General features: G+C 53.8%; 23 protein-coding genes. 10 read left to right on the forward strand and 13 right to left on the reverse strand.

Features of this window, described 5'->3' with window-relative positions; translation table 11 throughout:
- The first annotated feature begins 211 nt into the window (after positions 1-211).
- The 3 genes from AYI87_RS01455 (at position 212) to AYI87_RS01465 (ending at position 3,635) form a co-directional block, all read left to right on the forward strand.
- Positions 212-1,828 (forward strand): hypothetical protein, encoded by a 1,617-nt coding sequence (locus AYI87_RS01455; RefSeq protein ID WP_144198974.1) that lies wholly within the window; start codon positions 212-214, stop codon positions 1,826-1,828.
- Between the two features lie 720 nt (positions 1,829-2,548).
- Positions 2,549-3,226 (forward strand): hypothetical protein, encoded by a 678-nt coding sequence (locus AYI87_RS01460; RefSeq protein ID WP_144198976.1) that lies wholly within the window; start codon positions 2,549-2,551, stop codon positions 3,224-3,226.
- Between the two features lie 178 nt (positions 3,227-3,404).
- On the forward strand, positions 3,405-3,635 hold the full coding sequence (locus tag AYI87_RS01465; RefSeq protein ID WP_144198978.1) for a hypothetical protein: 231 nt from the start codon (positions 3,405-3,407) through the stop codon (positions 3,633-3,635).
- 624 nt (positions 3,636-4,259) lie between these two features.
- On the opposite strand, the gene AYI87_RS21165 is transcribed toward AYI87_RS01465, so the two are convergent.
- The 12 genes from AYI87_RS21165 to hyaA form a co-directional block, all read right to left on the reverse strand.
- Entirely contained in the window at positions 4,260-4,424 is a 165-nt protein-coding gene (locus AYI87_RS21165; RefSeq protein ID WP_011865552.1) for a hypothetical protein, read from the reverse strand.
- Positions 4,425-4,449: 25 nt separating this feature from the next.
- Positions 4,450-4,800: a hydrogenase maturation nickel metallochaperone HypA gene (gene hypA / locus AYI87_RS01470; RefSeq protein WP_144198980.1), complete on the reverse strand. Its 351-nt coding sequence runs from the start codon at positions 4,798-4,800 to the stop codon at positions 4,450-4,452.
- Complete coding sequence (gene hypE / locus AYI87_RS01475) at positions 4,800-5,810, reverse strand: hydrogenase expression/formation protein HypE (RefSeq protein WP_144198982.1); 1,011 nt, start codon at positions 5,808-5,810, stop codon at positions 4,800-4,802. The genes hypA and hypE overlap by 1 nt, the downstream gene beginning before the upstream one ends.
- 2 nt (positions 5,811-5,812) lie before the next feature.
- On the reverse strand, positions 5,813-6,928 hold the full coding sequence (hypD, locus tag AYI87_RS01480) for a hydrogenase formation protein HypD (protein ID WP_144198984.1): 1,116 nt from the start codon (positions 6,926-6,928) through the stop codon (positions 5,813-5,815).
- Positions 6,925-7,173: a HypC/HybG/HupF family hydrogenase formation chaperone gene (locus AYI87_RS01485; RefSeq protein WP_144198986.1), complete on the reverse strand. Its 249-nt coding sequence runs from the start codon at positions 7,171-7,173 to the stop codon at positions 6,925-6,927. Before AYI87_RS01485 ends, hypD begins: the two co-directional genes overlap by 4 nt.
- Before the next feature lie 2 nt (positions 7,174-7,175).
- Positions 7,176-7,991, reverse strand: coding sequence for a hydrogenase nickel incorporation protein HypB (hypB, locus tag AYI87_RS01490; RefSeq protein WP_144198988.1), 816 nt, complete (start codon positions 7,989-7,991; stop codon positions 7,176-7,178).
- 151 nt (positions 7,992-8,142) lie between these two features.
- A complete protein-coding gene (hypF, locus tag AYI87_RS01495; RefSeq protein WP_186300528.1) occupies positions 8,143-10,512 on the reverse strand; it encodes a carbamoyltransferase HypF in 2,370 nt (789 codons plus the stop codon).
- 1 nt (position 10,513) lies between these two features.
- Entirely contained in the window at positions 10,514-12,301 is a 1,788-nt protein-coding gene (locus tag AYI87_RS01500) for a NiFe hydrogenase (protein WP_144198990.1), read from the reverse strand.
- Positions 12,282-12,845 (reverse strand): HyaD/HybD family hydrogenase maturation endopeptidase, encoded by a 564-nt coding sequence (locus tag AYI87_RS01505; RefSeq protein WP_144198992.1) that lies wholly within the window; start codon positions 12,843-12,845, stop codon positions 12,282-12,284. Before AYI87_RS01505 ends, AYI87_RS01500 begins: the two co-directional genes overlap by 20 nt.
- An 11-nt stretch (positions 12,846-12,856) precedes the next feature.
- A complete protein-coding gene (gene cybH, locus AYI87_RS01510) occupies positions 12,857-13,528 on the reverse strand; it encodes a Ni/Fe-hydrogenase, b-type cytochrome subunit (protein ID WP_144198994.1) in 672 nt (223 codons plus the stop codon).
- Between the two features lie 10 nt (positions 13,529-13,538).
- Entirely contained in the window at positions 13,539-15,245 is a 1,707-nt protein-coding gene (gene hyaB, locus AYI87_RS01515; protein WP_144198996.1) for a nickel-dependent hydrogenase large subunit, read from the reverse strand.
- 4 nt (positions 15,246-15,249) lie between these two features.
- Complete coding sequence (hyaA, locus tag AYI87_RS01520) at positions 15,250-16,386, reverse strand: nickel-dependent hydrogenase small subunit (RefSeq protein ID WP_144198998.1); 1,137 nt, start codon at positions 16,384-16,386, stop codon at positions 15,250-15,252.
- Between the two features lie 342 nt (positions 16,387-16,728).
- Between hyaA and AYI87_RS01525 the strand changes: the two genes are divergently transcribed.
- The 7 genes from AYI87_RS01525 to AYI87_RS01555 all read left to right on the forward strand — a co-directional run bounded on the left by AYI87_RS01525 (position 16,729) and on the right by AYI87_RS01555 (position 25,645).
- Positions 16,729-17,145, forward strand: coding sequence for a CBS domain-containing protein (locus tag AYI87_RS01525; protein WP_144199000.1), 417 nt, complete (start codon positions 16,729-16,731; stop codon positions 17,143-17,145).
- Positions 17,146-17,302: 157 nt separating this feature from the next.
- Positions 17,303-21,190: an ATP-dependent RNA helicase HrpA gene (hrpA, locus tag AYI87_RS01530; protein ID WP_144199001.1), complete on the forward strand. Its 3,888-nt coding sequence runs from the start codon at positions 17,303-17,305 to the stop codon at positions 21,188-21,190.
- 418 nt (positions 21,191-21,608) lie between these two features.
- Entirely contained in the window at positions 21,609-21,767 is a 159-nt protein-coding gene (locus tag AYI87_RS01535) for a nitrate reductase (protein WP_011865566.1), read from the forward strand.
- Between the two features lie 39 nt (positions 21,768-21,806).
- Positions 21,807-22,064: a chaperone NapD gene (locus tag AYI87_RS01540; RefSeq protein ID WP_144199404.1), complete on the forward strand. Its 258-nt coding sequence runs from the start codon at positions 21,807-21,809 to the stop codon at positions 22,062-22,064.
- A gap of 2 nt (positions 22,065-22,066) precedes the next feature.
- On the forward strand, positions 22,067-24,556 hold the full coding sequence (gene napA / locus AYI87_RS01545; RefSeq protein WP_144199406.1) for a nitrate reductase catalytic subunit NapA: 2,490 nt from the start codon (positions 22,067-22,069) through the stop codon (positions 24,554-24,556).
- A gap of 11 nt (positions 24,557-24,567) precedes the next feature.
- The gene (locus AYI87_RS01550; protein WP_144199003.1) at positions 24,568-25,047 is read left to right on the forward strand and encodes a nitrate reductase cytochrome c-type subunit; all 480 of its coding nucleotides are present in this window, start codon (positions 24,568-24,570) and stop codon (positions 25,045-25,047) included.
- 10 nt (positions 25,048-25,057) lie between these two features.
- A complete protein-coding gene (locus AYI87_RS01555) occupies positions 25,058-25,645 on the forward strand; it encodes a cytochrome c3 family protein (protein WP_041511447.1) in 588 nt (195 codons plus the stop codon).
- 99 nt (positions 25,646-25,744) lie between these two features.
- Here the strand turns inward: AYI87_RS01555 and AYI87_RS01560 are convergent, their stop codons facing one another.
- A complete protein-coding gene (locus AYI87_RS01560; RefSeq protein ID WP_144199005.1) occupies positions 25,745-26,665 on the reverse strand; it encodes a LysR family transcriptional regulator in 921 nt (306 codons plus the stop codon).
- Positions 26,666-26,703: the final 38 nt, after the last annotated feature.

Here is a 26,703-nt window from a genome sequence, read left to right on the forward strand (position 1 = left end):
CATAGGAATGCGAAAGAGCAGAAGTGTACATATGTTGCAATTTTGTTTTCTTTGGCGGTGAATTCGTGGTATTCAGTTTGCCTGTGCACCAAGGTTACGCGGTCATCCTTGATGAAATCCAAGGAAAACTCTGTATTTCGCACATTTATTTTCAATTAAATTATTGACTTACACTGGGGCTTTTTAGTTAGTCGCACAAAAGGAACTTGGATTGACTCATTTTTTGGCAAAAAAGGCCATTTGTGGAAATGACCAAATCAATCCTTCCTTGCCGATGCTAAATCGTTACAACGCCCAGGAAAAAGGAAGCTCAAGGGGAAACCGAATGTCTTTATCACCAGCTTTTTTAAGCCGGATCCATCGTCTGTACACAGGGTTGAGGAATTTCGCCCATTCATCGAAACCGGCACTCATAGTGCTGGCCTGCTCCATGGGCGCACTGCAGGGCTGTGACGGTAGTGAAAACGGTCCGACTGCGCGACTTACGGCAATGGAATCGTCTAACGTGCCCGGCCGAATGGAACTCGATGGAAGTTTTTCCGTTGCAGGCGGTGAGAGAAAACTGGTTGCTCATACTTACACAGTAAAAAACCTGGATACGGGCGAAACCGTCTATGGGCCGGTTACCATTCAGGGCGGGCCTAACCGGGGGCCGCTCAAAGTCCACCCCTACGCCGATACCGCCTCAACCAATGGTGTCAAAGACGTTTCGGGGAACTACCAGGCGACGCTCACCGTCATGGACGATGTGGGCCAAATGCACACCGCAGTGACAAATTTCGAACTGGGTGGAGCGGTTTCGTACGCTATCGAGGACTGCGATGCAACCTGTTCTCTTGCCCCCGGCAATTCAAACCAGGTGGTTTGCAGCCTAAATACCAGCTGTAATCAAGCGGTTTTCTGGACCAACATTGCAACCCAGGCAAGTCCCCTCAACAGCGCCATAGATGAGAATACAACCTTATGGATACAGGCTATCGGTGCCGGAGGAGGTAACGGCACTAACAATTCAGTAGGTGGCGGGTCGGGAGAAGGCGGTAAAGGAGGCTTTGCACAGATGGTAACCACAGGCACCGAGTATGGAAATATTTTCGGCAACGCGATTTTCTACTACTACTTGGGGCAAGCGGGAAGTCACGATAGCAGCGGAGGGGCCGGAGGCGCTGCCACGATCGTGACAAGCTTTGAGCCGGACGGCTCCCTGCCGCACAATGAGATTGTTCTGATCGCCGGCGGTGGTGGTGGTGGCGGCGAGGGCAGCGCCTTCTACAGCGGATCCATGCAAGGTGGCGGCGGTGGCAACGGTGGCTTCGCGTATTCAAGCCAAGTTGGCAAATCGGCAACCGGCGTAGGCGCAAACGCCTTTTACGATGGCCTGCCATCTTTGGATGGGTCTTGGTTCACCAATACCAACGGCATGGGCGGGGGCGGAACCGATTGCACGGAAGGCGTGGCCTGCGGGGGCGATGGCCATAATGGCGGGTATCAGGGATTCGGCGGAGCGTCGGGAGGTTCGGGTTCTGAAGGATCAAAGGGCTGGATAAACGCTGGTCCCAATCTGGCGGTCAATGCTGGCAAAGGTGGTGAGGGCGGCAACCCGGCCACCTGCGGCGGTGGCGGTGGTGGCGGCGGCTATGGTGGCGGCGGCAGTGGTACCGTATATGGCACGGACGCTTCTGGTGGGGATGATTACCGATGCTATGGCGGAGGCGGGGGCGGTAGTTACGCGATGCCTTCAACCAGGACGGACAGCAAGGCCCCGACTTCCTATGCAGGAAACTCCGGAAACGGTGAAGTGCTTTTCATCTTCAACACCAATCCCTCATAGAAGGTGCCTGATACATGCTGGCTTGAAAAACATCAAGGCTAGCAAGTCGACTAAAGTCGTTTGAGTCATTTGTCAAAAAGCAACTAATAAATAAAGTGTCGCCTAGCCGACACTTTATTTGGCTGCTTAACAAGCCCGTTGCTTTATTAAGTCAATTGCTCGGATGCGCACAGGCAGGAGGGGCGCTCGCCTACTCAAAATCTACTGACAAACCTCCTGGAAGTACCAATGTCGTGATCACAGGGATGTGAAGGAACGACGTATTTGCACCGGGTGTTCTACGTCTCTTTGATTTGGCTTCATTTGATGTGAGTAGGAGGACTAGATGAGTGTTCGGCAGGTTGCCAAACTCTACTCGCTAGACTGCGCATCTATACGGGGATAATGGGATTTTGCAAGAAAGGGCCTCTTTCGCTTCCTACTATGTAATCTTGCGGTTCTCGCTTTGTTTTTTGAAAATTCGTAACTAATTGATTAATTTTAGTAGAAAAATGAGCATCAGCCATTTAATAGGGAGTGGTAGAGGTCTCGCCCTTTCTCTCAAATAAGCCAAGTCTCGCTTTGTTTTCGGCTGCTTATTTCTCCTTGTTATGTAATGCGGTTGTTGATATAAATTTCAGATATTTAAAAAAATTTGTCGCGATGTACATTAGTAGAAAGTGATTTACATAGGCGGCATTCTCGCTAATAAGCGTTATGTGTATTGGGAAAATTGTGAGAATGACTCGATTTTGGGATATCCAATTAGTTTTAGATAGTACGTACACCGAAGAAGAACAAAAAACTGTAATTGTGAATTCTAGATCTATGGTTCATTTCATTGAAAGGCTCTTATACCCACTTAACTTTCGTAGCAAATTTTCAAGACTAGTTATAAATTGCTCTAAGTTACCAGTAGAAACTGAGTTTAGCCTGGGAAAAGATTCTGCGATTGCCTATGCTAATATCTCACAAGATTTAGGATGTTTCATTCACTCAGATGATGAAAAGTATTTAGCTTTCGAGAAAATTCTCAAACATGGTTTTGAGGTTGCTGAAAAATATGTTGAGTTGCCTAAAGCAGAAGTGTTTGATGCCATAGAAAAGTTTAAATCCGCTGGCTTCATAAACGAATGGGTTCATATTGAAAAAACTTGGAAGCGAAAAGGAGTCACTTGCATAATTGAGTGTCATCATAAATTGAATACTTTCCAACTAGCTCAAAAAATTTATAAATGTGACATATTGGTTCAAGACTCGATTATTGCTGAATCTATGCCTAGGGAGTGGTTGTTCAATCAGTTACTGGGAAAAGTCATGCTCAAAGAGGGGGGCAAACTTATTTATTCAGTTAAATCTGAGATTTTATCAATTTTCGATCTTGATACCAATAAATTAGAAATATTTGGTTCAGTTTAAAATACACATAACAAGTGCCTAAACCAAAGGACGCAAAACAGCAGGCTTGCGCTCCTTCGTCGCTAATTATAGCCTGCTATTTTGCGCCGGTTAGGCAAGCGTTATGTGTTTCGTGAATCAGGTGCATAAAACAACCAAATTGAAATGTTGATAAACAAATATAGATAAGGAAATCAGAGTGTTTGGACAAATTTTTGTTTTTATTATTGGGGTGTTCGGTGTAGTTATGGGTTTGATTGAGGGGGATTACCTCTGGGCTTTGGCTGGTCTAGTTATGGTACTTTCTGGTATTCACCTGATATACAAAGTCAAAACAGGTAAAAACATTTGGGACAAAAAAACACATAACAAACGCATTAATGAATGGGCGTTATCTCATAAAAATTTTTATTCGAAACTGACAGGTTAGAGTTAAGGCTTTAACTCGAAAATGTCCAAGGATTTTTTAAAGCTAGGCTGTCCAGTAATGTCAAATCGAAGAGACGATAGATACTGGTGTAAACACATTTGTGACCTTCCGAGGCAAGGCCAAAAATGTTCCCGGCATTTCTTGGCTTTCCCTCCTTCCCTGGAAGTCAGATGTCGAGGTAGAGCTCACATGGAAGTGCTCGTACAACATCCTTGTCTAACGGCCAGTTCGGCATCCATGCCTCTCGTTCGTATGCACGAAGCTAGGCTTCACTCACCGTGTCACAAATGTGTTTGCACATAAGCCTGCCGCAGGCAATTCAAAATCATGGAGGTCAACGCTGCCGTCCGCGAAGGAAAACCTACGCAGGCAAATGATACAAGCCAACAAGCCAATACCTTTATTCGACGGTTTACATATTCTTGTTAAAAATGACTTTAACTATGGTTGAGTTTTATTGCTCAAAATAGTGGAGGCTGGCGGTTTACTGAGGGCGTCGAGTGACTAAGAAGCGAACCTGTCTAAAGCCAGCTAATTAATCATTGAGACTAGTTCGGATGACGCAAGATAGCGCTAGACTCTGGGGAGTCTAACGCTATCTTCACGCTTAGGGTAACGCTTGGTTTAAGAGCGTTTCTTCCACAGCATCACGCCGGCGACGATGATCACCAGGGCGATGATGGGGAGTAGGTCGTTGAGGTGGTGGAACAGACCTATGCCGTTGTGCCCTGGGTGTGCCCAGGCCGCCGCAGGAAGAAGGCTAGCGAGTAACAGTAAGGCTTTTTTCATTGTAATACTCCATTTATGTTTGGTTTTATTCATCGGTTTCCAGCTCTAGTTGCATCAGCAGCAATTCTTCCCCTTCGATGATACGGGTCTCATAGCTGTGACAACTAGGACAAATGACACTTCGTTCCTTGATGGTATGAGTGCTTTGGCAAGCCTGGCACTCGAGCACCAATTCCTGATGTAGAATCTCCAGCTTCGCCTCTCTGGCGCGTCCCTCTAGCTTGAAGGTTTCAAACGCGGTCGCCAATAGGGCGGGTTCGACGCCGCTGAGGACGCCGATCTTTATCACCACCTTAGTGATCCTGCTCGCCTGATTGGCGATGGCATGCTGTTCACACTGTTCCAGCAGGGCGGTGACAATCGAATACTCGTGCATTAACAGATCCTTGGCAGCAGTTCACCCTGGGGCAGATCGAGGTAGCGGCTGCTGCCCCATGGGGTCTTGAGGACCACTTTACCCGGATGAGTCTCTTCCACATGACCTATGATGGCCGCCTGCTGGCAGTGGCCGTAGCGTTGGATGATCTCCAGTGCACCGTCGGCGATTTCACCCGGCACCGCCAGAATAAAGGTGCCTTCGTTGGCCAGGTCGTGGGGCTCGAAGCCATAGAGCTCACATAAGCCTTTTACCTCGTCACACACGGGGATCTTGCTCTCTTCCACATTAATGCCAACGTTTGAGGCGCTGGCCCATTCATTAAGCACAGCAGCCAGGCCACCACGGGTAGCGTCGCGCATGGCGTGTACCTCTATGTTGCAGGCGATCAACTGCTCGACCACGGGCCAGAGGTTGGCGCAGTCGCTGACCAGCTCAGATTCCAGGGTGAGTCCCTCGCGGGCCATCAAGATGGCGGCGCCGTGACGGCCGATATCGCCTGAGACGATAATGGCATCACCGGCTTGCAGATTTTTCACCGAGATCTGCGGCTTCAATACGCGGCCGACCCCGGAGGTGTTGATAAACAGGCCATCGGCGCAGCCCTTAGGCACGACTTTGGTATCGCCGCAGACGATACGGGTGCCGCTCTTGTGTAGCTCCTCGGCCATGCTATCGACGATGGTTTTCAGATCCTTGATGGCAAAGCCTTCTTCTATGATGAAGCTGCAGCTCAGGTATTGGGGTTCGGCTCCCATCATGGCCAGATCGTTGACCGTGCCCGCGATGGCGAGTTTGCCTATGTTGCCACCGGCAAAAAATAGCGGCGAGACGGTGAAGGAGTCTGTGGTGAAGGCGGCTTGACCTTCGAAGTGGAGCAGGGCGGCGTCTTCTTCACTCGCCAAAATCGGGTTGTTGAAGGCCTTGAAGAAGATCGACTTGATCAGCCGGTTCATCTCCTTGCCGCCACCGCCGTGACTGAGTTGTACGGTTTTTTCGTTGTCGGCCATGATTAGACTCCGTTATACCGGTAATAGGCGTTGCAGGCGCCTTCCGAGCTGACCATGCAGCTACCGAGGGGCGTCTCTGGGGTGCAGCCGCGACCGAAGACCTTACAGTCTTTCGGCTTGGCGATGCCTCTTAAGATGTCGCCGCACTGGCAGGCCTTGTGATCGTCGATATCGGCCACGTCCAGCTTGTCGCGATAGATCACCTCGGCGTCGCGGTGGGCATATTCGGGCCTTAGCATCAGCGCCGACTCATTCAGCGGTCCCAGACCGCGCCAGCGAAAATGCGGCCTGACGGTGAGGTACTGATTGACCTTTTGCTGGGCGTGCACGTTGCCTTCCTCGCTCACGGCGCGGCTGTACTGAACGTCGAGTTCGGCGACGCCTTCGACCTTCTGTTTGACGATGCGCAGGATAGATTCCATCACATCCACAGGCTCAAACCCAGATACCACCACTGGGGTGCCGTATTGGGTCTCGGCGGGGCGGTAGAGCTTGGCGCCGGCGATCACGCTCACGTGAGCCGGGCCGATAAAGGCATTCACCTTGGCCTGGGGATCGGCCATCACAGCGTCTATGGCAGGTGGCACCAGCACATGGTTGATATGAAACAGTAGGTTATCTAGCCCTTGTTGCTCGGCCTGCTCGATAAGCACGGCGGTCATGGGGGTTGAGGTCTCAAACCCTATGGCGAAGAAGATCACCTGTTTATCCGGGTTCTCCTTGGCAATGGTCAGGGCGTCCATGGGATCGTAGAGCGGGCGGATATCGCAGCCCTTGGCCCTGAATTCGGCCAGGCTGCCTTTTGAGCCGGGTACGCGGATCATATCCCCGAGGGTCACCAGGATCACACCGGGCTGAGAGGCCAGGATGGCGGCGTGGTCGATGCGCTCTTTCGGCATGACACACACGGGGCAGCCGGGACCGTGAACAAATTCGATGTTGTCTGGCAACAGCTGGTTAAGGCCATATTTCATGATGGTATGGGTATGACCGCCGCACACCTCCATGATGTAGATGTTGCCCTCATGCTTGGCGGCGTGCAGGGCGATCTCCTTAGCCAAGTTGTGTATGGTTTCAGGATCTCTAAAGCCCTGATATAGCTGCTTGAGCGCTATCATGCCTGGGCCTCCTGCTCATTCATCTTGGCGACGATCTCCTGATACAGGGCCAGGCTCTGCTCGGCGTCTGCCTTGTCTATCTTGTTCATCACGAAGCCGATATGGATCAGCACATAGTCGTCGAGGGCCAGTGGCTCCTCCATCAGATGGCTGCTGACCTTGCGCTTCACCCCCAGGGTCTCGACCGTTACGGCCTGCTCCTCGGGGTGGAGTGCTACAATTCTTGAGGGGATGGATAGGCACATGGTTACTGGCTCCTGTGGGTGTTTAGCCAGTCGACCACGGCGCGCATGCTGTCGCCATCCTTGATGGAGGTGGTGATCACTTCGGCCTCTGGGTTAAGGCGTTTCACTTGGGCCTTGGCTTCCTCGACGCTGAAATCGAAGTGGGGCAACAGGTCGGCCTTGGTGATCAATACCAGATCTGCCTTGCGGAACATTACCGGGTATTTCTCTATCTTGTCGTCGCCTTCGGGTACAGACACCAGCACTATGTTGAAGTGGGTGCCCACATCGTAAGAGGCGGGGCAGACCAGGTTGCCGACGTTCTCCACGAAGCAGATATCCAGGGCCGCCAGATCCACATGATGTAGGGCATCGTGCACCATGAAGGCGTCCAGGTGACAGGCGGAGCCGGTTTGGATCTGGAAGGCGGGAATGCCCTTGGCGATGAGGCGGTCGGCGTCACGGGAGGTCTCAAGATCGCCTTCGACCACGCCATAGTTAAGCTCTGTGTACTCCTTGAGATGCTCTAGCAGTGTGGTCTTGCCGCTGCCAGGGCTGCTCATCAGGTTGAAGGCGGTGATATTGTGGGCCTCGAAGTGGGCACGGTTGTGGGCCGCTTCGTGATCGTTTTTATCGAGGATCTTATGGATGACAGACAGTGTCTTCTTGTCGTTGAGCTGGGGATTGCTACGCAGGGTGCCGTGGTCGTGATGATGCCCGTGGCTGTGCTCATGACCGTGCGCGTGGCTATGCTCGTGATCATGTTCATGGCTGTGGTGATGGTCGTGATCATGGTGATCATGATCTCGAGTGATAGAGCAGCCGCAGTCTTTACACATAATGAACTCCAAAAAATCTAAGGCGTTAATGCCATTTTGCGCTAGGGGCCCGGTGACTTCATTGACCCGGGTCAGTTTTAGGCAAAATCCTGTTAATCAAATTGGCTCAAGCGCTTATCGCAGGGCGATTTAGGGCGCGGCTTAAGCCGAGTTAATGTTTGTGTATGGCGTACCAGAGTTGCCCCAGGGCAATGCCGCCATCGTTAACCGGTACCTGGTGCGAATCGAGCACCTTAATCTTAGCCATCTCTAGGCGTTTACGTGTCTCGCTGAGTAGATAGCGGTTTTGAAATACGCCGCCGCAGAGCGCCACATCTAAGCCGCTATGCTTGCTGGCGCAGTCGGTGACCGCCTGGGCCAGCGCGTTCATGAAGCCGCGGGCGATAAGGCTTATGCCTTCGGGTTTGTGCTGCCATTTGAGCAGGGCATCCACCATCTGCGCCCAGAGGGCTTCTAGTTGCCATACGCCGTTTTTCTCACTCAGGCTAAAGGCCAGATCCGCCGCCGCGAGCTCGCTTTCTAACTGGGCCTCGCTGACCTCATTGGCCTTGGCCTCGATCAACATGCCGGCCTGACCCTCAAACTGGGTGGTCTGTATCAGGCCCAGTAGGCAGGCGGTGGCATCAAACAGACGGCCGATGGAGCTGGTCATCTGGGTCGCGACGCCTTTCTGCCACAGGGTATGCAGGTTGCCGATGAGGCTTGCTGGCAGTCCCTCAAGCGATGCCAGTGGCAGCGCCTTAATTTCATCTGGCGAGTAGCGCGCGAACAACAGTGCCAGCATGATGCGGCGGGGATCTTTAATCGCCTGCTCGCTGCCGATCAGCGCCATGGGACTCAGGTGGGCGACGCGCTTGAAACCTGAGATATCGGCTAGCATGGCTTCGCCGCCCCAGAGTTGGCGCTCATCCCCGAGGCCCGTGCCATCGAAGCTGAAGCCCAAAACCTTGTCGACTCTCTGATTGACGGCCATGACGCTGAGGATATGGGCGTAGTGGTGCTGCACCTGAGTGTAGGCGATGGCTTGCGCATCCTTTTGCCGCTGGGCCCAGATGGTCGAGGCGTAATCGGGGTGCTTGTCGCTCACTAGGTGTTTGGGGCTGAACTGGTACAGGCGCTTAAAGGTCGCCAGGGTGTCGATAAAATATTGCTCCGCCTCCAGGCTGAAGAGGTCACCTATGTGCGGGCTGAGCACCAAATTGTGATCGAAGCCGAAGGCGATGCTGTTCTTCTGCTGGGCGCCAACGGCCAGCGTCTCTTGGGGGACTTCCTCGGGCAGCGCCAAGGTTAGCGGCGCATAGCCCCGCGCCAGACGGATCAGCTGCAGCTTGTCATCCACCATCTGCACCACGCTGTCGTCACAGCCGTTAAGGATCTCGCGGTTATGATCCAGCACGGCATCGACCACCTCGCCCAGGCGCTCGAAGATCTGCTCGCCGTGCGTGATGATGGGCTCGCCGCTGCGGTTGGCACTGGTGGCCACGAGCGGGCGGTTTAGCCTGCTGAGCAGCAACTGATGCAGCGGCGTGTAGGGCAGAAACAGCCCGAGTCTGTCGATACCGGGGGCCACGGCCGGACTTAGGGTGTCGCTGCTTAGCGCATCGCGACTGGATTCATCTTTATTGAGCGCCTTTTGCAGCAGGGTGATGGGCCGCTCGGCGCTTTGCAGCAGTTGCCACTCGGCGTCACTGCCGCAGGCCAGTGTCTTGGCCATGTTGAGTGAGGCGCACATCACGGCGAAGGGCTTAGCCGGTCTCTGTTTGCGGGATCTTAGCTGCATTACCGCCTTATCGTTGGTGGCATCGCACACCAGATGAAATCCGCCGAGCCCCTTGATAGCCAGGGTCTTGCCCTGGGCCAGCAGCTCGACGGCCAGGTCCAGCGCGGCGTTACGCTCACCAAGCAGACGCTTATCTTGTGCCAGCAGGCTGAGCTGCGGGCCGCATTTAGGGCAGCTCACCGGCTGGGCGTGGTAGCGCCTGTCCAGCGGATTCTGATAGGCCGCCGCACAGGCATCACACATGACGAACTCGGCCATGGCGGTGTTGGGCCTGTCATAGGGCAGGGCGCGGATCAGGGTATATCTGGGGCCGCAGTTGGTGCAGTTGGTAAAGGGGTACTGGTAGTGACGGTTGCCGGGGTCCATGATCTCATCGAGACACTCCTGGCAACTGCTCTTGTCGCTGGAGACGGCCACCACCGCCTTGGCATCCGCCTGGCTGTGCACTATCTCGAAGCTGTCGCACTCTTCAAGCGGCAGTGCTGTCTGGCTCAGGCTGTCGATGCGGGCAAGTGGCGGCGGCGTCTGGGTCAGGGCCTCGACAAAGGCGTTAATCGCCGCATCGCTGCCCTGCAGCTCCACCGTCACGCCTTTACTGTGGTTGAAGGTCAGGCCCAGCAGACCAAGCTCAGTCGCCCAGCGGTAGACGAAGGGGCGAAAGCCGACCCCCTGAACGATACCCGTTACCGCCAGCCTGACACGCTTGGTCGCCTCGATGGACGCTTGAAGTTTGGCAGACATGCTACAGCCTACGTTTCTTGAGCAGCAGGGCGCCGATAGCATGATTGTTGCCATCGATCTCCAGCAGCTGGTTGTGCTTGAGCGGGAAGTTCTTGCCGACCCGCAGGGCGACCCGCTGACACAGTAGGGGGTTAACCCACTCGCTACCGGCAAGGGCCACCGACTTGACCCCAAGGTTGAGATCCAGATGCTCAATCCAGTTCGCCAGATAGTCGGCGAAGGAGTCGTGCATGCCAAAGGCCAGTTTCTGGCTGTCTCTGTCGTCGGCCAGACGGAAGCTGATCAGGCTGCCCAGCGTCTTACACCAGTTGAGGCTGCGATAGGCTTCGCCGCGGGTGAGCGGATAGTCGATGCGCGGCGAGTTGCTGCCGCGATGGGCCATGGCTGCGGCCATCAGGGCGTCGTTGAGATCGCCAACGCTCAAGGAGCGGCTCTCGAGACCGAGTATCACCGCGCCTACCGCCCACAGGGCGCTTAAACTATGGCGCTCATTGGGGAGCTTAAGGTCCAGCAGCCTGAGATAATCTTCGGGATAACGCTGCTTGAACTTCTCCAGCACCTTGCGCTGAGGGCTCTGCTCCAGCTGATGATAGATCTCATAGCCGTTTTCAGGCAGCTCGGGCAGGGCAAAGAAACGCTCGGCCTCGCACTTGCCATCTAAGGTGTAGATCTGCCCGCCATGGTCACGGCTGAGATAGATGATGGCGCTGTTCTTATCAAGGCCATGCTCGAGATTCACGCTGTGCAGGGCGCACAGGGCCAGGTCATCATCGCCCAAGATAGCAGGCGTCATGGCGCCGTGGCGGCTCTTGACGTCACAGCCTTGTTCCAGCAGGTAGTGGCCGCCCTGTTTATCGCTGTGGCTGGCGTAGTAATAGGTGTCATTGCCCGCCAGCAGCACAGTCTCATGTAGCGGCTGCTTGGGGGAGTCGATGCGCAGGCTGCTTGGCGCATTCGTGTGGATCTCGGCCCATTGACCGTCGATATAGGCAAGCGCCTCGCCTTGGGCAGGATCGGTTAAATAGACCCAATCTGTGCCGTGCTGTCGCAGATGCTCGGCCAGGATCACCAAGAGACGATTGTAGGCGAAGCAGAGATCGTAAAGCGGCTGGGCGAGTTTTGGATGATCTTTGATGGGCCGTACGCAGATGAGAGGCTTCTCTATGCTCGACAGCGCCAACACCTGAGGATCGCTGAGGTGGAACTGGGCATTGAGGGTGTTGGGATTACAGATAAGCAGGCGAGGGCGCTGACTGTTTTTATTGGAACTGCTTTCATCGGGATTGTTGTCAATCGGGCTCAGGCTTAGCCGAATGCCGCCTGCCAGGTCGAGTTCGCCCTGGGTCATCAGGCGCTGATACATGGCCTGAATGTCGCCTGCGGTCAGGCCGCGATAGTCTTGATGAATTCGGCGCTCGCCGTGGCAACAGTCGCAGGCAAGATCCAGCTGGCCAAACTCTGGCGCCTGATTATCACCAAAGTGCGGCGCGCACTGCTGACAAAACTCCTGCACCAGTGGCTGGATCGCCAAAGGGGTCTTGCTGCCGGTCGGCGCGTCGATCAGGGCGATGCGGGAATCGGTGAGCCATACGGAGATCAGAAAATCCTGGGCGATATCATCGGCCAGAGCTTCCAGCTCGCTCTGTTTGCCCTCGGCCTCGATAAAATAGGCGCCGCCCTGGTAACCGACGTGGATATTTAGTTCACCATAATTTAGGTATCGGTTACATAAATGCGCGTAAAGCGGCACCTGCCGTGAGCAGGTAAATTCAAATTTGATTGTCTTCATCTAGGGTTACACCGCGCTTATAAGAATCTGGAATGAGCGTTTCAATAGCCAAGTCGTTGATCCGTTCGATCTCGAATCCGAGGGACTTGAAATGGGTGAGTATTGTCGTTTCCATCAGGGGAACGGCGGCGGCGACACGTGGGGTGAGCCCCAGTGTCATAGGTTCGAGTACGGTTGGCGTGCAGCCAAGTACGAAAGTTTTAGGTCTGTCTCCGACCATCTCCATCATGGTCAATGTTTGTAACATCTCCACCTCGTGTGCGCTTCCTTGCCAATCGATCTCGCTGGGAGCCTTGTCGAAATCGAAAAAATAGACCTCTCCTGGTCCGACGCCGTGGGCGTTGACCGTATCTACCACCACAAGATAGTCGTATTTACAGATAATGGGAATTAGCCCTTGGGCTAAGGTGCCACCATCCATCACATCGAGTTGATGCGACGGATGGCTAAAGCGATAGTTTTCTTGGAGGTAATTGACAAAATGTACGCCGATCCCTTCATCGGCGTACAGCACATTACCAATACCGAGTAACAGTATTTTCATGGCGCCCTTATTTAGTGCTTCTTAGGATGGTAGTCATAGCCAGAGACGATGGAATCTACCGAATTATGTTTAAATCTGATGCCGGTCCAAACCGCCATATAGACGTGGATCACCACAAAGATAATAAACACCCAAGTAAAGTAATGGTGCCAGATCCTCAGCTGGGCCAGGCCGCCCATTGCGCCGGTCAACCAGGCAGCAAAGTCGCCTAACATGCCGCCAAGGCCGAGATGATAGACGTTGGCGTACAGTGCCAAGCCTGTGATGCAGATTAGCGCTGCGATCACTGACACGGCAAAGTAGGTGACAAACTGCAAGGGACCATACACACCTTTCTTGTCCAGGTGTCCCATCCAGAGATAGGACTTAAGCTGCACTATCCAGCTGTTGATGCTGGTGACGTCCTTAAAGGAACGCCGCTCAATGTCGCTCTTGCTGAAGAAGAACAGGTAGGCCCTGGCAAGCGTGATGGCACACAGCACGAAGCCGAAGATCAGGTGGGCAAATCTTATCCACCCTTGTACCAACACATCCGTGCTGCTCGGCGCCACCAAAAACGGCCAGGCAATATAGAAGCCTGTTATGACAAGAACCAGTATGGAGAGCGCTCGCAACCAGTGGAAAATCCTGATCGCGGCGCTGAAGATAAAGGCTCTCTCATAGGGTACATTTGTTGTAGCCATGAGTTGCTCCTTAGTTATTGCCGTTTGGGTCGATACGGAACTCACCCAGATCCTGGCCCTTATAGTCCATCACATGTACCGAACAGGCCATACATGGGTCGAACGAGTGGATGATACGTATCACTTCCAGTGGTTTGGTTGGGTCTTCCAGCTTGAGGCCCAATAGGGACGCCTCATAGGGACCTACCTTACCGGCGGCGTCCACAGGGCCTGCGTTCCAGGTGGTGGGCACCACAGCCTGATAGTTTTCCACCAGACCGTTTTTGATGCGGATCCAGTGGCTGAGCATGCCGCGCGGCGCCTCGATCATGGCGTGACCCACATACTCTTTGCTTGGGTCGATCTCAGGCTTCACATAGGTCGCCTCATCCACAAGCAGGTTGTCGATCAGGGCGTCGAAGGTTTTCAGGCCTTCTTCGGCCACGATAACGGTTTGCAGCATGCGCGCCGCGGTGCGGCCAAGCGTGGTAAACAGGGCTTCAACCGGTAGGCCAGTGGCTTCCAGCAGACCGTTCACCGCATCGACCACCACCTTGTTGCCGCGGGCATAGCTGACCAGCAGGCTAGAGAGTGGACCCACTTCGACTGGCTCGCCCTGATAGCGAGGTGATTTCACCCAGCTGTACTTGCCGTCGCCATCCAGTGTCGGCAGCTTACCGTAGACTGTGTCGCGCTCCACAAAGCCTGTGTAGTTAGGGATTGTGGTGCCTTCATAAGGATGCTGTGGCTCGCTTGCGTCATACCAGGCGTGGCTCACATCTTCCTTGATCAGATCTGGATTGATGTCGGTGACATTGGCCAGATCGCCATTCATGATCACGCCTTGGTCGAACATGTACTGACCGTCGGCGAGGACGAAGTCGTTGGTCGCAAGGAAGTTCTTCACGTTGACGCCGCCGAGCACACTAGGCTCGCCGCCGAAGGCTTCGGCCGCCATGACGATATCCGCCTTATAAGCGCGGTGAATAAAGTCGGTCACGATGGCGTGTTTCTGTTTCCACTCCTGCAGGCGGGCAGGGCTTAACATGTCACGCACCGAGGTGACACCACCGACGACCAGCGACTGAGGATGCGGCTGCTTACCACCGAAGATGGCCAGCATCTCGGCCGCAACGCGCTGTACTTCCAGTGCTTTGAGGTAGTGCGACAGGGCGATCAGGTTTTGCTCTGGGGTGAACTTATAGGTGCCGTTGCCCCAGTAGGCGTTGGCGAAGGGGCCAAGTTTACCGGTTTCGACGAAGCCTTTGACGCGCTCTTGTACGGCGCGCAGCTCACCCTCGCCGGCAGCGATTGGGTTGTGGGTATATTTCAGGGCCACCTGTGCGGCGGCGGCCGGATCGGCACTCAGCGCAGAGACCACATCCACCCAGTCCAGGCCGTGGAGGTGATAGAAGTGCACTATGTGGTCATGCATATAGAGCGAGGTCTGCATGAGCGAGCGCAGGTATTTAGCGTTCAGTGGGATCTTCACCCCTAAGGCGTTCTCAACCGCCTCGGTACCACATCGATAGTGTGAATAGGTACAGACACCACAGATACGTTGAACGATAAGGCCCACATCCATCGGAGTGCGTCCCTTGAGGATCACCTCGATGCCACGCCAAAGGGTGGAGGAGGACCAGGCTTTTTGAACAACATTATTTTCGTCGACTTCGACCTCGATGCGCAGATGGCCTTCGATTCGAGTGATAGGGTCGATAACTACACGTTTGCTCATTGAATTAGTCCTCCTTCGAATTGGCAAATACGCTGGCAACAGCATGAGCGCCGATACCTACAGCTGTGGCACCCAAGATCACTGCGCCGACGGTATCGGCCGTTGCGTCCAGCCCGTGAAGGAGCTGTCTGCCAAGGGGTTTTTCAAAGTCGGCCATGTCGTCCCAGAAGTTAGGCTCGGAGCAGCCCATACATCCGTGACCTGCAAGCACCGGCCAACTGGTGTGGTGATTGAATCTTTCTGTGGGGCAGTTGTTATAGGTATAAGGCCCTTTACATCCCACTTTATAGAGGCAGTAGCCCTCTTTCGCGCCTTCATCGCCAAACTGCTCGACAAATTCGCCCGCATCGAAGCGGCCGCGACGTTCACAGTTATCGTGTACCCGTGCGCCGTAGGCCCACTTAGGACGGTTAAACATGTCCAGCGCAGGCAGTTTGCCGAACATGATGAAATACATCAGGGTGCCAACAATGTTCTTCTCACTTGGTGGGCAGCCACCTAAGTTAACCACTGTCTTATTCACTACCTTATCGACGCCCTTGGCACCGGTTGGGTTAGGAGCGGCGGCCTGCACGCCACCGAAGGAGGCACAGGTACCGACAGAGACGATGGCGGCAGCGCCTTCGGCCGCATGCTTGATGATCTCAAGGCCGGTGTGACCCTTACAGCCAACGGTGAGGAAGGCACCGTTGTTTGCTGTGGGGATACCCCCCTCGACGGCCAGCAGGTAGTTACCCTTGTAGGTTTCCAGTGCGTGTTCCAGGTTTTCTTCGGCTTGCCAACCGGCGGCGGCCATCAGGGTTTCATGGTATTCCAATGAAACATGGTCGAAGATCAGCGAGTCGAGGTTAGGGGTGTCTGCACGCACCAGAGATTCGGAGCAGCCAGTACATTCGGCCATGTGCAACCAGATCAGTGGTACGCGGTCCGCCAACTCGGCGGCTTCAGCGACCAGTGTGCTAAAGGGAAGCGGCAACGCCAGCATAGCGGTGACAGCGGCGCTCCATTTCATAAAGTCTCGGCGGGTGATTCCATGCTCTTCCATCTTGTCTTGCAATGTCTGAGCATGACGAGGCGCCAAGCGACGTAACTCTTCGAGGCGTGCTTGGCCTTGTTGATATAAGGCGGCATGTGTGTCCATGGTTAACCCTTTGTTTTCATTTTGATGCGAAAATGTAGTGGCACGATTCAGTAACTAAGTTTAGGCCTCAAATTCGGCGCGAATGTTGATGTATGTCAACATTTATAAACCTTGTGATCCGCAGGGGCATTCCACCTTCTATAGCTATGAGCTGGATCAAGTTTATTTAAAAATATGGGTCAAAATGTCCCACTTTTTGACGGCACTTGATCCGCTTCAAACTTTACGTCTGTTGCATAAATGTTTGTTTTGTATGCTTATAAATAAAATTGGTTAAAACTTCGGCTTTTTAGACCAACCTTAATTACACTTAAGGTGCGGACACGATTAAGGAGTCAGAATATGGAATCGATGAAAGTCGTTGATTATATGGACCGCCAGCCGGTGTTATTACAGGCAGACATGACACTGGCGGCCGCGGTCGAGAAGCTGCTCTCACAAAAAAAACTAGGCGCAGCCGTGGTCGATGCACAGGGTCATTTAGTGGGGTTTTTGTCGCAACAAGATTGTTTAGCCGTGATGCTTAAGAGTACCTATCACTGCGATCTCACCGCCAACGTGAGTGACTGCATGCGCACCGATGTGCTCACCGTCACCAAGGATGAGCCCATCATCAGTTTGGCGGAGCAGATGCTGTTGCCTAAGCCTAAGATCTATCCTGTGATCGACCAGGGCAGGGTGGTCGGCATCATAGACAGGAATGCCGTACTAAGGGCGATCAACACCTCTATGCAGGAGTGTTATCTTAAACCAGCCTAAGTCAATGCTTATGTTCACCTTTTTATCGACAATACCCTGTGGTGTCTGTCGATAATAAAGGTGAACAAATTCGCCCGTTTGAGGCGATTTTCCATATCAAAATGGTGCGTTCCTTGGTAGGATCCCTGCTTTGTGTTTTGCTATATGGGTTTTTCCTTTGAATTCGCCACGTCACCCCCTGTCTCATGCCTTCCTCAACCAGTGTTTTCAGGCCGATGCCTCTCGCATCAAGCGCCGCCTTCATAGACTGAAAAAACAAGCCGATGGCGAGCAGAAAGATGAGGCGCTGGCCCAGTTAGAAGAGCAGGCCATTGCCGCCGCTGCTAAGGTGGAGAGCCGCAGGCAGAATCGCCCGGCGATCAACTATCCCGACGCCTTGCCCGTGTCGCAAAAGCGCGGCGAGATAGCCGAGGCGATCGCCAATAACCAGGTGGTGATCGTGGCCGGTGAGACAGGCTCGGGTAAGACGACTCAGCTGCCGAAGATCTGTCTCGAGCTTGGCCTGGGCACCCGCGGGCTGATTGGCCACACCCAGCCAAGACGACTGGCCGCCCGCAGCGTGGCGACTCGTGTGGCCGAAGAGTTAAACAGCCCACTGGGCGAAGTGGTAGGCTTTAAGGTGCGTTTCGCCGATGCCATCAAGCCGACCTCTTACATCAAGCTGATGACAGACGGTATCTTGCTGGCGGAGCTGAGTTCAGACAAATACCTGGATCAGTACGACACCATCATTATTGATGAGGCCCACGAGCGAAGCCTGAATATCGACTTCATCCTGGGTTACCTCAAGAGCGTGCTCAAGCGCCGTCCGGATCTCAAGGTGATCATCACTTCGGCCACCATAGACGTGGAGCGTTTCTCTAAGCATTTCAATAATGCGCCTGTGATAGAGGTGTCGGGCCGTACCTATCCGGTGGAGACCCGCTACCGTCCGCTGGTGGGCGAGCAGGATGAAGACTTAGATCTCACCGATGGCATCTTCGCCGCGGTAGAGGAGCTGATGGCCGAGGGGCCGGGGGATATCCTCATCTTCCTCAACGGCGAGCGCGAGATCCGTGACCTGGCAGACCAGCTCAATAAACAGCAGTACCGCGACACCGAAGTGTTACCCCTGTATGCGCGTCTCTCCTATGGTGAGCAATCCAAGGTGTTCAAGAGTCATCGCGGACGCCGTATTGTGCTGGCCACCAACGTGGCGGAAACTTCGTTGACGGTTCCCGGTATCAAGTATGTGATCGACCCGGGTACAGCGCGCATCAGCCGCTACAGCTATCGCACTAAGGTGCAACGCCTGCCGATCGAACCTATCTCCCAGGCGAGTGCCAACCAGCGTCAGGGCCGTTGTGGCCGTGTGGCGCCGGGGATCTGTATTCGTCTCTATGATGAGGCGGACTTTAACAATCGCCCCGAATTTACCGATCCCGAGATCCTAAGAACCAACCTGGCCTCTGTCATTTTGCAGATGCTCTCCATCGGCCTTGGCGACATCGAAGGTTTCCCCTTTATTCAGCCGCCTGATGCCCGCTATATCCGCGACGGTTTCCTGCTGCTGGAAGAGCTGCAGTCGGTGCGCAAACACAAGGGGCAGTTGCAACTCACGCCACTTGGACGTCAATTGGCGAGTATCCCTGTAGATCCGCGCCTGGCGCGCATGGTGGTGCAGGCCAAGGAATATGGCTGCCTGCATGAGACTCTGGTGATCACCGCAGGCTTGTCGATCCAAGATCCCCGCGAGCGCCCAATGGATAAGAAGCAGGCCGCCGATGAGGCCCACAGACGCTTCAACGATAAGGACTCTGACTTTATCGCTTGGGTGAAGCTGTGGGATCACATCAAGGAGCAGCAGAAAGCCCTGTCCGCCAGTCAGTTCCGCAAGCTGTGTAAGCAGGAGTTTCTCGCCTATCTGCGCGTGCGTGAATGGCAGGATCTCTATACTCAGCTTCGACAGGCGGTGCACGACCTCAAGTGGAAGCTCAACAGCGAGCCCGCCGATTATGAGCTGCTGCATAAATCTTTGCTGACCGGTCTGCTGAGTCATATCGGCTTCAAGGATAAGGACAACGAGTATCTGGGGGCGCGCAACCGCAAGTTCTTCGTTTTCCCCGGCTCGCCCTTGGCTAAGAAGGGGCCTAAGTGGATCATGGCCGCCGAGATGACCGAAACTTCGCGTCTGTTTGCCCGCTGCTGCGCCAAGATCCAGCCGGAATGGGTCGAGCCGCTGGCCGGCCATCTGGTGAAGAAAAGCTATGTAGAGCCCCATTTCGAAGCCAAGCAGGGCAGTGTGGTGGCGCTGGAGAACCAGCAGCTCTACGGCCTGACCATAGTTAATCGCCGCCGGGTGCAGTATGGCCCGGTAGAGCCGGTGGAGGCCCGCGAGATCTTCATTCGCAGCGCCCTGGCCGAAGGGGAGCTGCGCACCAAGGAAGCCTTCTTCGTCAACAACCGCGCCCTGATTGACGATATCGAGGCGCTGGAGCACAAGTCCCGCCGCCGCGACATCTTGGTGGACGAGCAGGCGCTGGTGGATTTCTATGAGACGCGCATCCCCGAGGGGATCTACAACGCCCCTAAGCTGCTGACTTGGTGGAAGCAGGAGAAGAAGCGTCAGCCGCATCTGCTGGACTTTGAACGTGAGCAGCTGATGAAGCGCAGCGACGAACATATCTCGGCGCTGGACTTCCCCGACAGCTGGCATCAGGGCAACTTTAACCTGCCGCTGAGTTATCACTTCGAGCCGGCGGATGCAGATGACGGCGTGTCGGTGCATCTCCCCGTCGCGCTGCTTAATCAGATAGAGGCCCAGGGCTTCGACTGGCTGGTGCCTGGCCTGCGTGAAGAGAAGATCACCGCGCTTATCAAGTCCCTGCCTAAGACATTGAGACGTAACTTCGTGCCGGCGCCGGATTATGCCAGGGCCTGCTTGCAGGCGATGGCTAATACTAACAGCAGTAGTGAGATGAGTCTGCTGGATGCCATGTGTAAGCAACTGCTGCGCATGAGCGGCGTGCGTATCTCGGTTGATGATTTCGACCTCTCGCAGCTCGCGCCCCATCTGCTGATCAACTTCAAGGTGGAGGATGACAAGGGTAAGTTGATCGCTCAGGGCAGGGAGCTTGAGCAGCTAAAAGATAAGCTTCAGGGCAGGGTAACCCAGGCGATTCGCAACGTCGCCGAGAGCGGCATAGAGCAGAGTGAACTGACCCAGTGGAGCTTTGGTGACCTGCCAAAACAGTATGAGAAGAAGCGGGGTAACTTCCAGGTGAAGGCTTTCCCTGCGCTGGTGGACAACAAAGACAGCGTGGCCATCAAGCTGTTTGATGACGAGCATGAGGCCGGCCGCTGCCACAAGGCGGGCCTGCAGCGTCTCTTGCTGCTCAACATGCCATCGCCGGTGAAACACCTGCAGAACACCCTGCCCAACAAGGCCAAGTTGGCCATGTACTTCAACCCCTTTGGCCAGGTGCAGTATCTGATCGACGATATCCTGTCGGCGGCGGTGCAGCAGCTGCTGGATGAGAAGGGCTTAGATGTGCGCAGCGCCGAGCAGTTCGAGCAGGCTAAAGATCTGGTGCGTCAGGATCTCAACCCCACGGCGGCCAAGATCGCCCTGCAGGTGGAGGAGATCTTGACCCTGTATCAGAAGGTGAAGAAACGCCTTAAGGGCAAGATCAGCCTGGATATCGCCTTCGCCATGAGCGACATTCAGACCCAGCTGGATAACCTGGTGTTTAAAGGTTTTGTCGAGCAGTGTGGTTGGCAGCGACTTTCTGATTTAATCCGTTATATCAAGGCGATAGATAATCGTTTAGATAAGCTGCCCGTGGATCCTAACCGTGACCGCCTGCACCTGCACAGCATCAATAATGTGCAACAGACCCTGGCGGCTCAGCTGGCCAAGGTGCCCCGCAGTGCGGCCGTGCCCGAGGCGCTGCAGGAGGCTCGCTGGATGATAGAGGAGTATCGTGTCTCTTGTTTCGCCCAGGTGTTAGGTACCGCCTATCCCATCTCGGAGAAGCGTATCCTCAACCGCATCGCCGAAGCCTGATTGTTGTCATAAAGACTGAAGAAGCACCCGCAACGGGTGCTTTTTTTAACCCCACAAAATTCCCCTCTACCCCCATTGATATATTTTTACGATTTAGATCACATTTTGACTTACGAAATCGCCATTTTATGACTATGTTTTAGTTGTTCATGAATAGCTAATTTATTCATTTTGTTGCTTTCTCAATCGAAATACGTGTCTAGGAGAGGTGATCTGGGTTTTATCTGTGACAAAAGGATGATCCAGATCAAACCTGCATGAAATTTACCGATTTAGGGGTATACAGAATGTTAAGAATTTATTGATACCATAAATAACAGGAAGAAAAGTATGGTTATAGCGTTTGATTGCTCTATATCAACCACTGACTAACCAACTTTATCTGCTATGAAAACCGGCATGACCCGTTGGAGGATGCATGAGTTCCACACCTAATGAAGAGAAAAGTTTAGAGCTAAAAATATTTGTGTTTCTAACCGTTTTTCTTGCTCCCCTGCTGTCAGTGTTACTCGTTTCTGGTTTGGGCTTCGCTATCTGGTTTAGTCAGATATTTACCGGCCCGCCAGGTGCAGGTTAACCCACTGTATTCGAACAATTATTAAGAGTGTAAATGTCAATGAGCAATGAACTTCACGTCACCAGTTTAGTGGTTCAGGTTAAGCCTGAGTTTATGTCCAGTGTCAGACAGACAATCATGAAGATGGAAAATGCTGAGTTGTCTGTAAACGATGAGGTCAAGCTGGTCGTTGTGCTGGAAGGCATGACCCAGAAGGGCCTGATGGCTGACATTGAGACGATCAACAAGATTGAGGGCGTGCTGTCCGCAGCCATGGTGTATCACCAGAGTGAAGTGCTTGAAGAGGTTGAAAAATGAAGATGAATCGACGCGAATTTATGAAGGCAAATGCGGCCATGGCCGCTGCCTCAGTGGCTGGTTTGGCCTTGCCTGCAACGGCAAGCAACCTAATTACCAGTTCAGAGCAGACTAAACTTGAGTGGAACAAGGCGCCATGTCGTTTCTGCGGTACAGGTTGTTCGGTCATTGTCGCGACACGCGACGGCAAGGTAGTTGCGACTCACGGCGACGCCGAGAGCGAGGTAAACCGCGGCCTGAACTGTATCAAGGGTTACTTCCTGTCTAAGATCATGTACGGCAAGGACAGACTCCAGACCCCTATGCTACGTATGACCAATGGTAAATACGACAAGCATGGCGAATTTACCCCTGTGAGCTGGGACACTGCCTTCGATACCATGGCAGAGAAGTGGAAAGCCACCATCAAGAAGAAGGGCCCAACCGCAATCGGTATGTTCGGCTCAGGCCAGTGGACAGTATGGGAAGGCTACGCCGCCTCTAAATTGATGAAGGCCGGTTTTGGCTCTAACAACATCGACCCTAACGCCCGTCACTGTATGGCGTCTGCGGTAGGTGGCTTCATGCGTACCTTCGGTATCGATGAGCCTATGGGTTGTTACGATGACATGGAAAACGCCGATGCCTTCGTGCTCTGGGGTTCTAACATGGCCGAGATGCACCCCATCCTCTGGAGCCGTGTTACCGACCGTCGTCTGAGCGCGCCACACGTTAAGGTGTCTGTGCTATCGACCTTTACCCACAGATCTTTCGACCTGGCCGATCTCGGTATCGTCTTCACGCCGCAGACCGACCTGGCCATTCTGAACTTTATCGCCAACTACATCATTCAAAACGATGCGGTAAACTGGGATTTCGTCAACAAGCACGTTAACTTCCGCAAGGGTGAAACCGACATCGGCTATGGCCTGCGTCCAAGCCATCCGCTGCAGCAGAAAGCCAAGAACGTTAAAACAGCCGGCAAGTCTACGCCAATCGAATTTGATGCCTTCAAGGCCTTCGTTGCCGATTATGACGTGGCCTCTGTCAGCAAGCTTTCTGGCGTGCCGGAAGACAAGCTGATTGAACTGGCGAAACTCTACGCCGATCCAAATACCAAGGTGACCTCATTCTGGACCATGGGCTTCAACCAACATACCCGTGGTGTATGGTGTAACAACCTGATTTATAACATTCACCTGCTAACAGGTAAGATCTCGACGCCGGGTAACAGCCCATTCTCGCTGACCGGCCAACCATCTGCCTGTGGTACCGCCCGTGAAGTGGGTACCTTCTCGCATCGTCTGCCTGCAGACCTAGTGGTGAATAATCCTGAGCACAGAAAGATTGCCGAGAAGATCTGGAAGATCCCAGATGGCATCATTCCGCCTAAGCCTGGCTACCACGCGGTAGAGCAGAATCGTCGTCTGAAAGATGGTGATATCAATGCCTACTGGGTACAGGTAAACAACAACATGCAGGCCGGTCCTAACATTAACGAGGAAGGTCTACCTGGCTATCGTAACCCAGAAAACTTCATCGTGGTGTCTGACGCCTACCCAACGGTGACCACACAGGCCGCCGACCTTATTCTGCCAACCGCCATGTGGGTGGAGAAAGAGGGCGCCTATGGTAACGCCGAGCGTCGTACCCAGTTCTGGCATCAGATGGTGAAGGCACCGGGCGAATCTCGCTCAGATCTTTGGCAGTTGATGGAGTTCTCTAAGCGCTTCACCACAGACGAAGTCTGGCCAAAAGAGGTGCTGGCGGCGAACCCTCAGTACAAGGGCAAGACGCTGTTCCAGGTACTCTACCAGAACGGTAACGTAGATAAGTTCCCACTGGAGCAGGCCGATCCTAAGTATATGAACGATGAAGCCAAGCACTTTGGTTACTATGTTCAGAAGGGTCTGTTTGAAGAGTACGCTACCTTCGGTCGCGGCCATGGCCATGACTTGGCTGACTTCGATACCTACCATGAGGTGCACGGTCTGCGCTGGCCTGTGGTTAACGGTAAAGAGACCAAGTGGCGCTTCCGCGAAGGCAGCGATCCTTATGTGAAACCAGGTACAGGCTTCCAGTTCTACGGTAAGCCAGATGGTAAGGCGGTTATCTACGCACTGCCATACGAGCCTGCCGCCGAGTCGCCAGATGAAGAGTTTAACCTCTGGTTATCGACCGGTCGTGTGCTGGAGCACTGGCACTCAGGTTCTATGACCCAGCGTGTGCCTGAGCTGTATCGCGCCTTCCCAGATGCCGTCTGCTTCATGCATCCTGAAGACGCCAAGAAACGCGGCCTGCGTCGCGGTGATGAGGTGAAGGTGGTGTCACGCCGTGGTGAGATCAAGACACGCGTCGAGACCCGTGGTCGTAACAAGCCGCCTGTCGGTCTGGTCTTTGTGCCTTGGTTCGACGCCAGCCAGCTGATTAACAAGGTGACGCTAGATGCGACGGATCCTTTGTCTAAACAGACTGACTTTAAGAAGTGCGCAGTTAAAGTAGTTAAGGCATAAGGAGAATCACCATGAAATCATTGAAACTTGTAACTTTGGCGACTCTGGTGACTCTCTCTGTCGGCGCGACCTTTAGCTGCATGGCTGCCAGCGTGCCCGATGAGAAGGTTGCCACCCTCAGGCAGGCGCCGCTCGACACTAACCCGACGCCGCCTGTGATGCAAAAGGTGCGTAACACAGACGTTAAGCAGGTGCGTAACTATCCGATGCAGCCGCCGGTGATCCCCCATAAGATCGACGGCTATCAGATAGACCTGAAGGTGAATAAGTGTATGTCGTGCCACGCCCGTAAGCGTGTTGGCGACTCACAGGCACCTATGGTGAGTGTGACCCACTACATGGACAGGGAAAACAACTTCTTAGCGGATCTTTCTCCACGTCGCTATTTCTGTACTCAGTGCCATGTGCCACAGCTGGATGCAAAAACCTTGGTAGGTAATGACTTTATCGATATCGACCACTTGATTAAAGCTGAAGCAGCTAAGCACTAGGAGCGGCCGTATGTTAGATAAGTTGAAAAAAATCTGGCAGGTGTTAAGAAAACCCAGCGTGCATTTTAGCTTAGGTTTTCTTACCTTAGGCGGCTTCGTCGCGGGGGTGATCTTCTGGGGGGGATTCAACACCGCCCTGGAAGCCACCAACCAAGAAGCCTTCTGTATCGGCTGTCACGAGATGGAAAATAACGTGTATCAGGAGCTGAAGTCGACGATACACTTTACCAACCGCAGTGGTGTGCGTGCGACCTGTCCGGATTGTCACGTGCCTCATAACTGGACAGATAAGATAGCCCGTAAGATGCAGGCCTCGAAAGAGGTGTGGGGTAAGATATTCGGCACCATCAACACGCGTGATAAGTTTGAGGCCAAGCGCCGTGAACTGGCAGAGCATGAATGGGCACGACTCAAGGCCAACGATTCGCTTGAATGTCGTAACTGCCACAATTTCGACTACATGGACTTTACTCGTCAATCGACACGTGCGGCCAATATGCACTCCACATCATTGGCCAGCGGCGAGAAGACCTGTATCGATTGTCATAAGGGTATTGCTCACCACTTACCTGATATGAAAGGGGTCGAAGGCTTCTAGTTAAGCCTGCTAGTTGGGCATTAGCGCTTTAGACGCCATCTCCAAGTAAAAACGCCAGCATTCATCTCGCTGGCGTTTTTTTATCTTTTTTCTAGCAGCTTAGGACTGCACCGAGTCGATGATCAGCTCCCTGAGCCAGCGATGGCTGGGGTCCAGATCGAAATGTTTATGCCAGAGCAGCACATAGGTGCCGGGTACCATCTGTGTGGGGATCGGCAGTGATACCAGCTTAAACTGCCCCATCATCACCTTGGCGTATTTGGCGGGCGAGCAGAGGATGAGATCGCTCTGCTCGCACAGCTGCATGGCGCTGTTAAAATCGGTGAGGTTGACCGCAATGTCCCGCTTGAGGTGCTTCATCTGCAACACATCATCCAGCAGCCAGTGGGAGATACCGCCGAAGGTGACCTGTATGTGGCGATATTTGAGGAATGTATTGAGGTTCCACTCTTCATCAAGCAGCGGGTGTCCCTCGCGTACCAGACAGAGGGAGTGATCCCGAGTCAGCTCGACGTAGCGCAGGGCGCTCGGCAGATTATTAACATGCTGCAAAGAGCGATCATCCCATTCTCGGCAGGCGATCCCCAGATCGGTATCGCAACGCAGCAACCGCTCCATGCTCTCGTTGTGCCAAGTCTGACTGTCTATGGTGATCTTTGGTGCCTGCTTGAGCAGCTTAGGCATGAAGTGTGGATAGGTCAGCGAGTAAGCGGTCTCTACTAATTCGAGCCGAAAGCGTCTGTGGCTCTTGGAGGGATCGAAGTCGCTGGGTCGGGTGAGGGAGGAGACCTGACTCAAGATCTGACGGATCTCCGGTCCCAGCTGTTTGGCCTTAGGTGTTGGACGCAGGCCGTGAGCGGTCCGCTCGAACAGTTGATCATCGAATGAGTCTCTGAGTTTGTTAAGCTGTTTGCTCACCGCTGATTGGCTTAGGTGCAGGCGTTCGGCGGCGGCCGTGACGCTCTGCTCTTCCAGCAACACCTCCAGCAGGGGAAGCAGGTTAAAGTCGAATGCTTTCAATGGGAATTCCGGTAGAGGATGGCTTTAACTATTGTCAT

It is taken from the genome of Shewanella sp. KCT (assembly GCF_007636505.1).
Lineage (GTDB): Bacteria > Pseudomonadota > Gammaproteobacteria > Enterobacterales > Shewanellaceae > Shewanella > Shewanella halotolerans.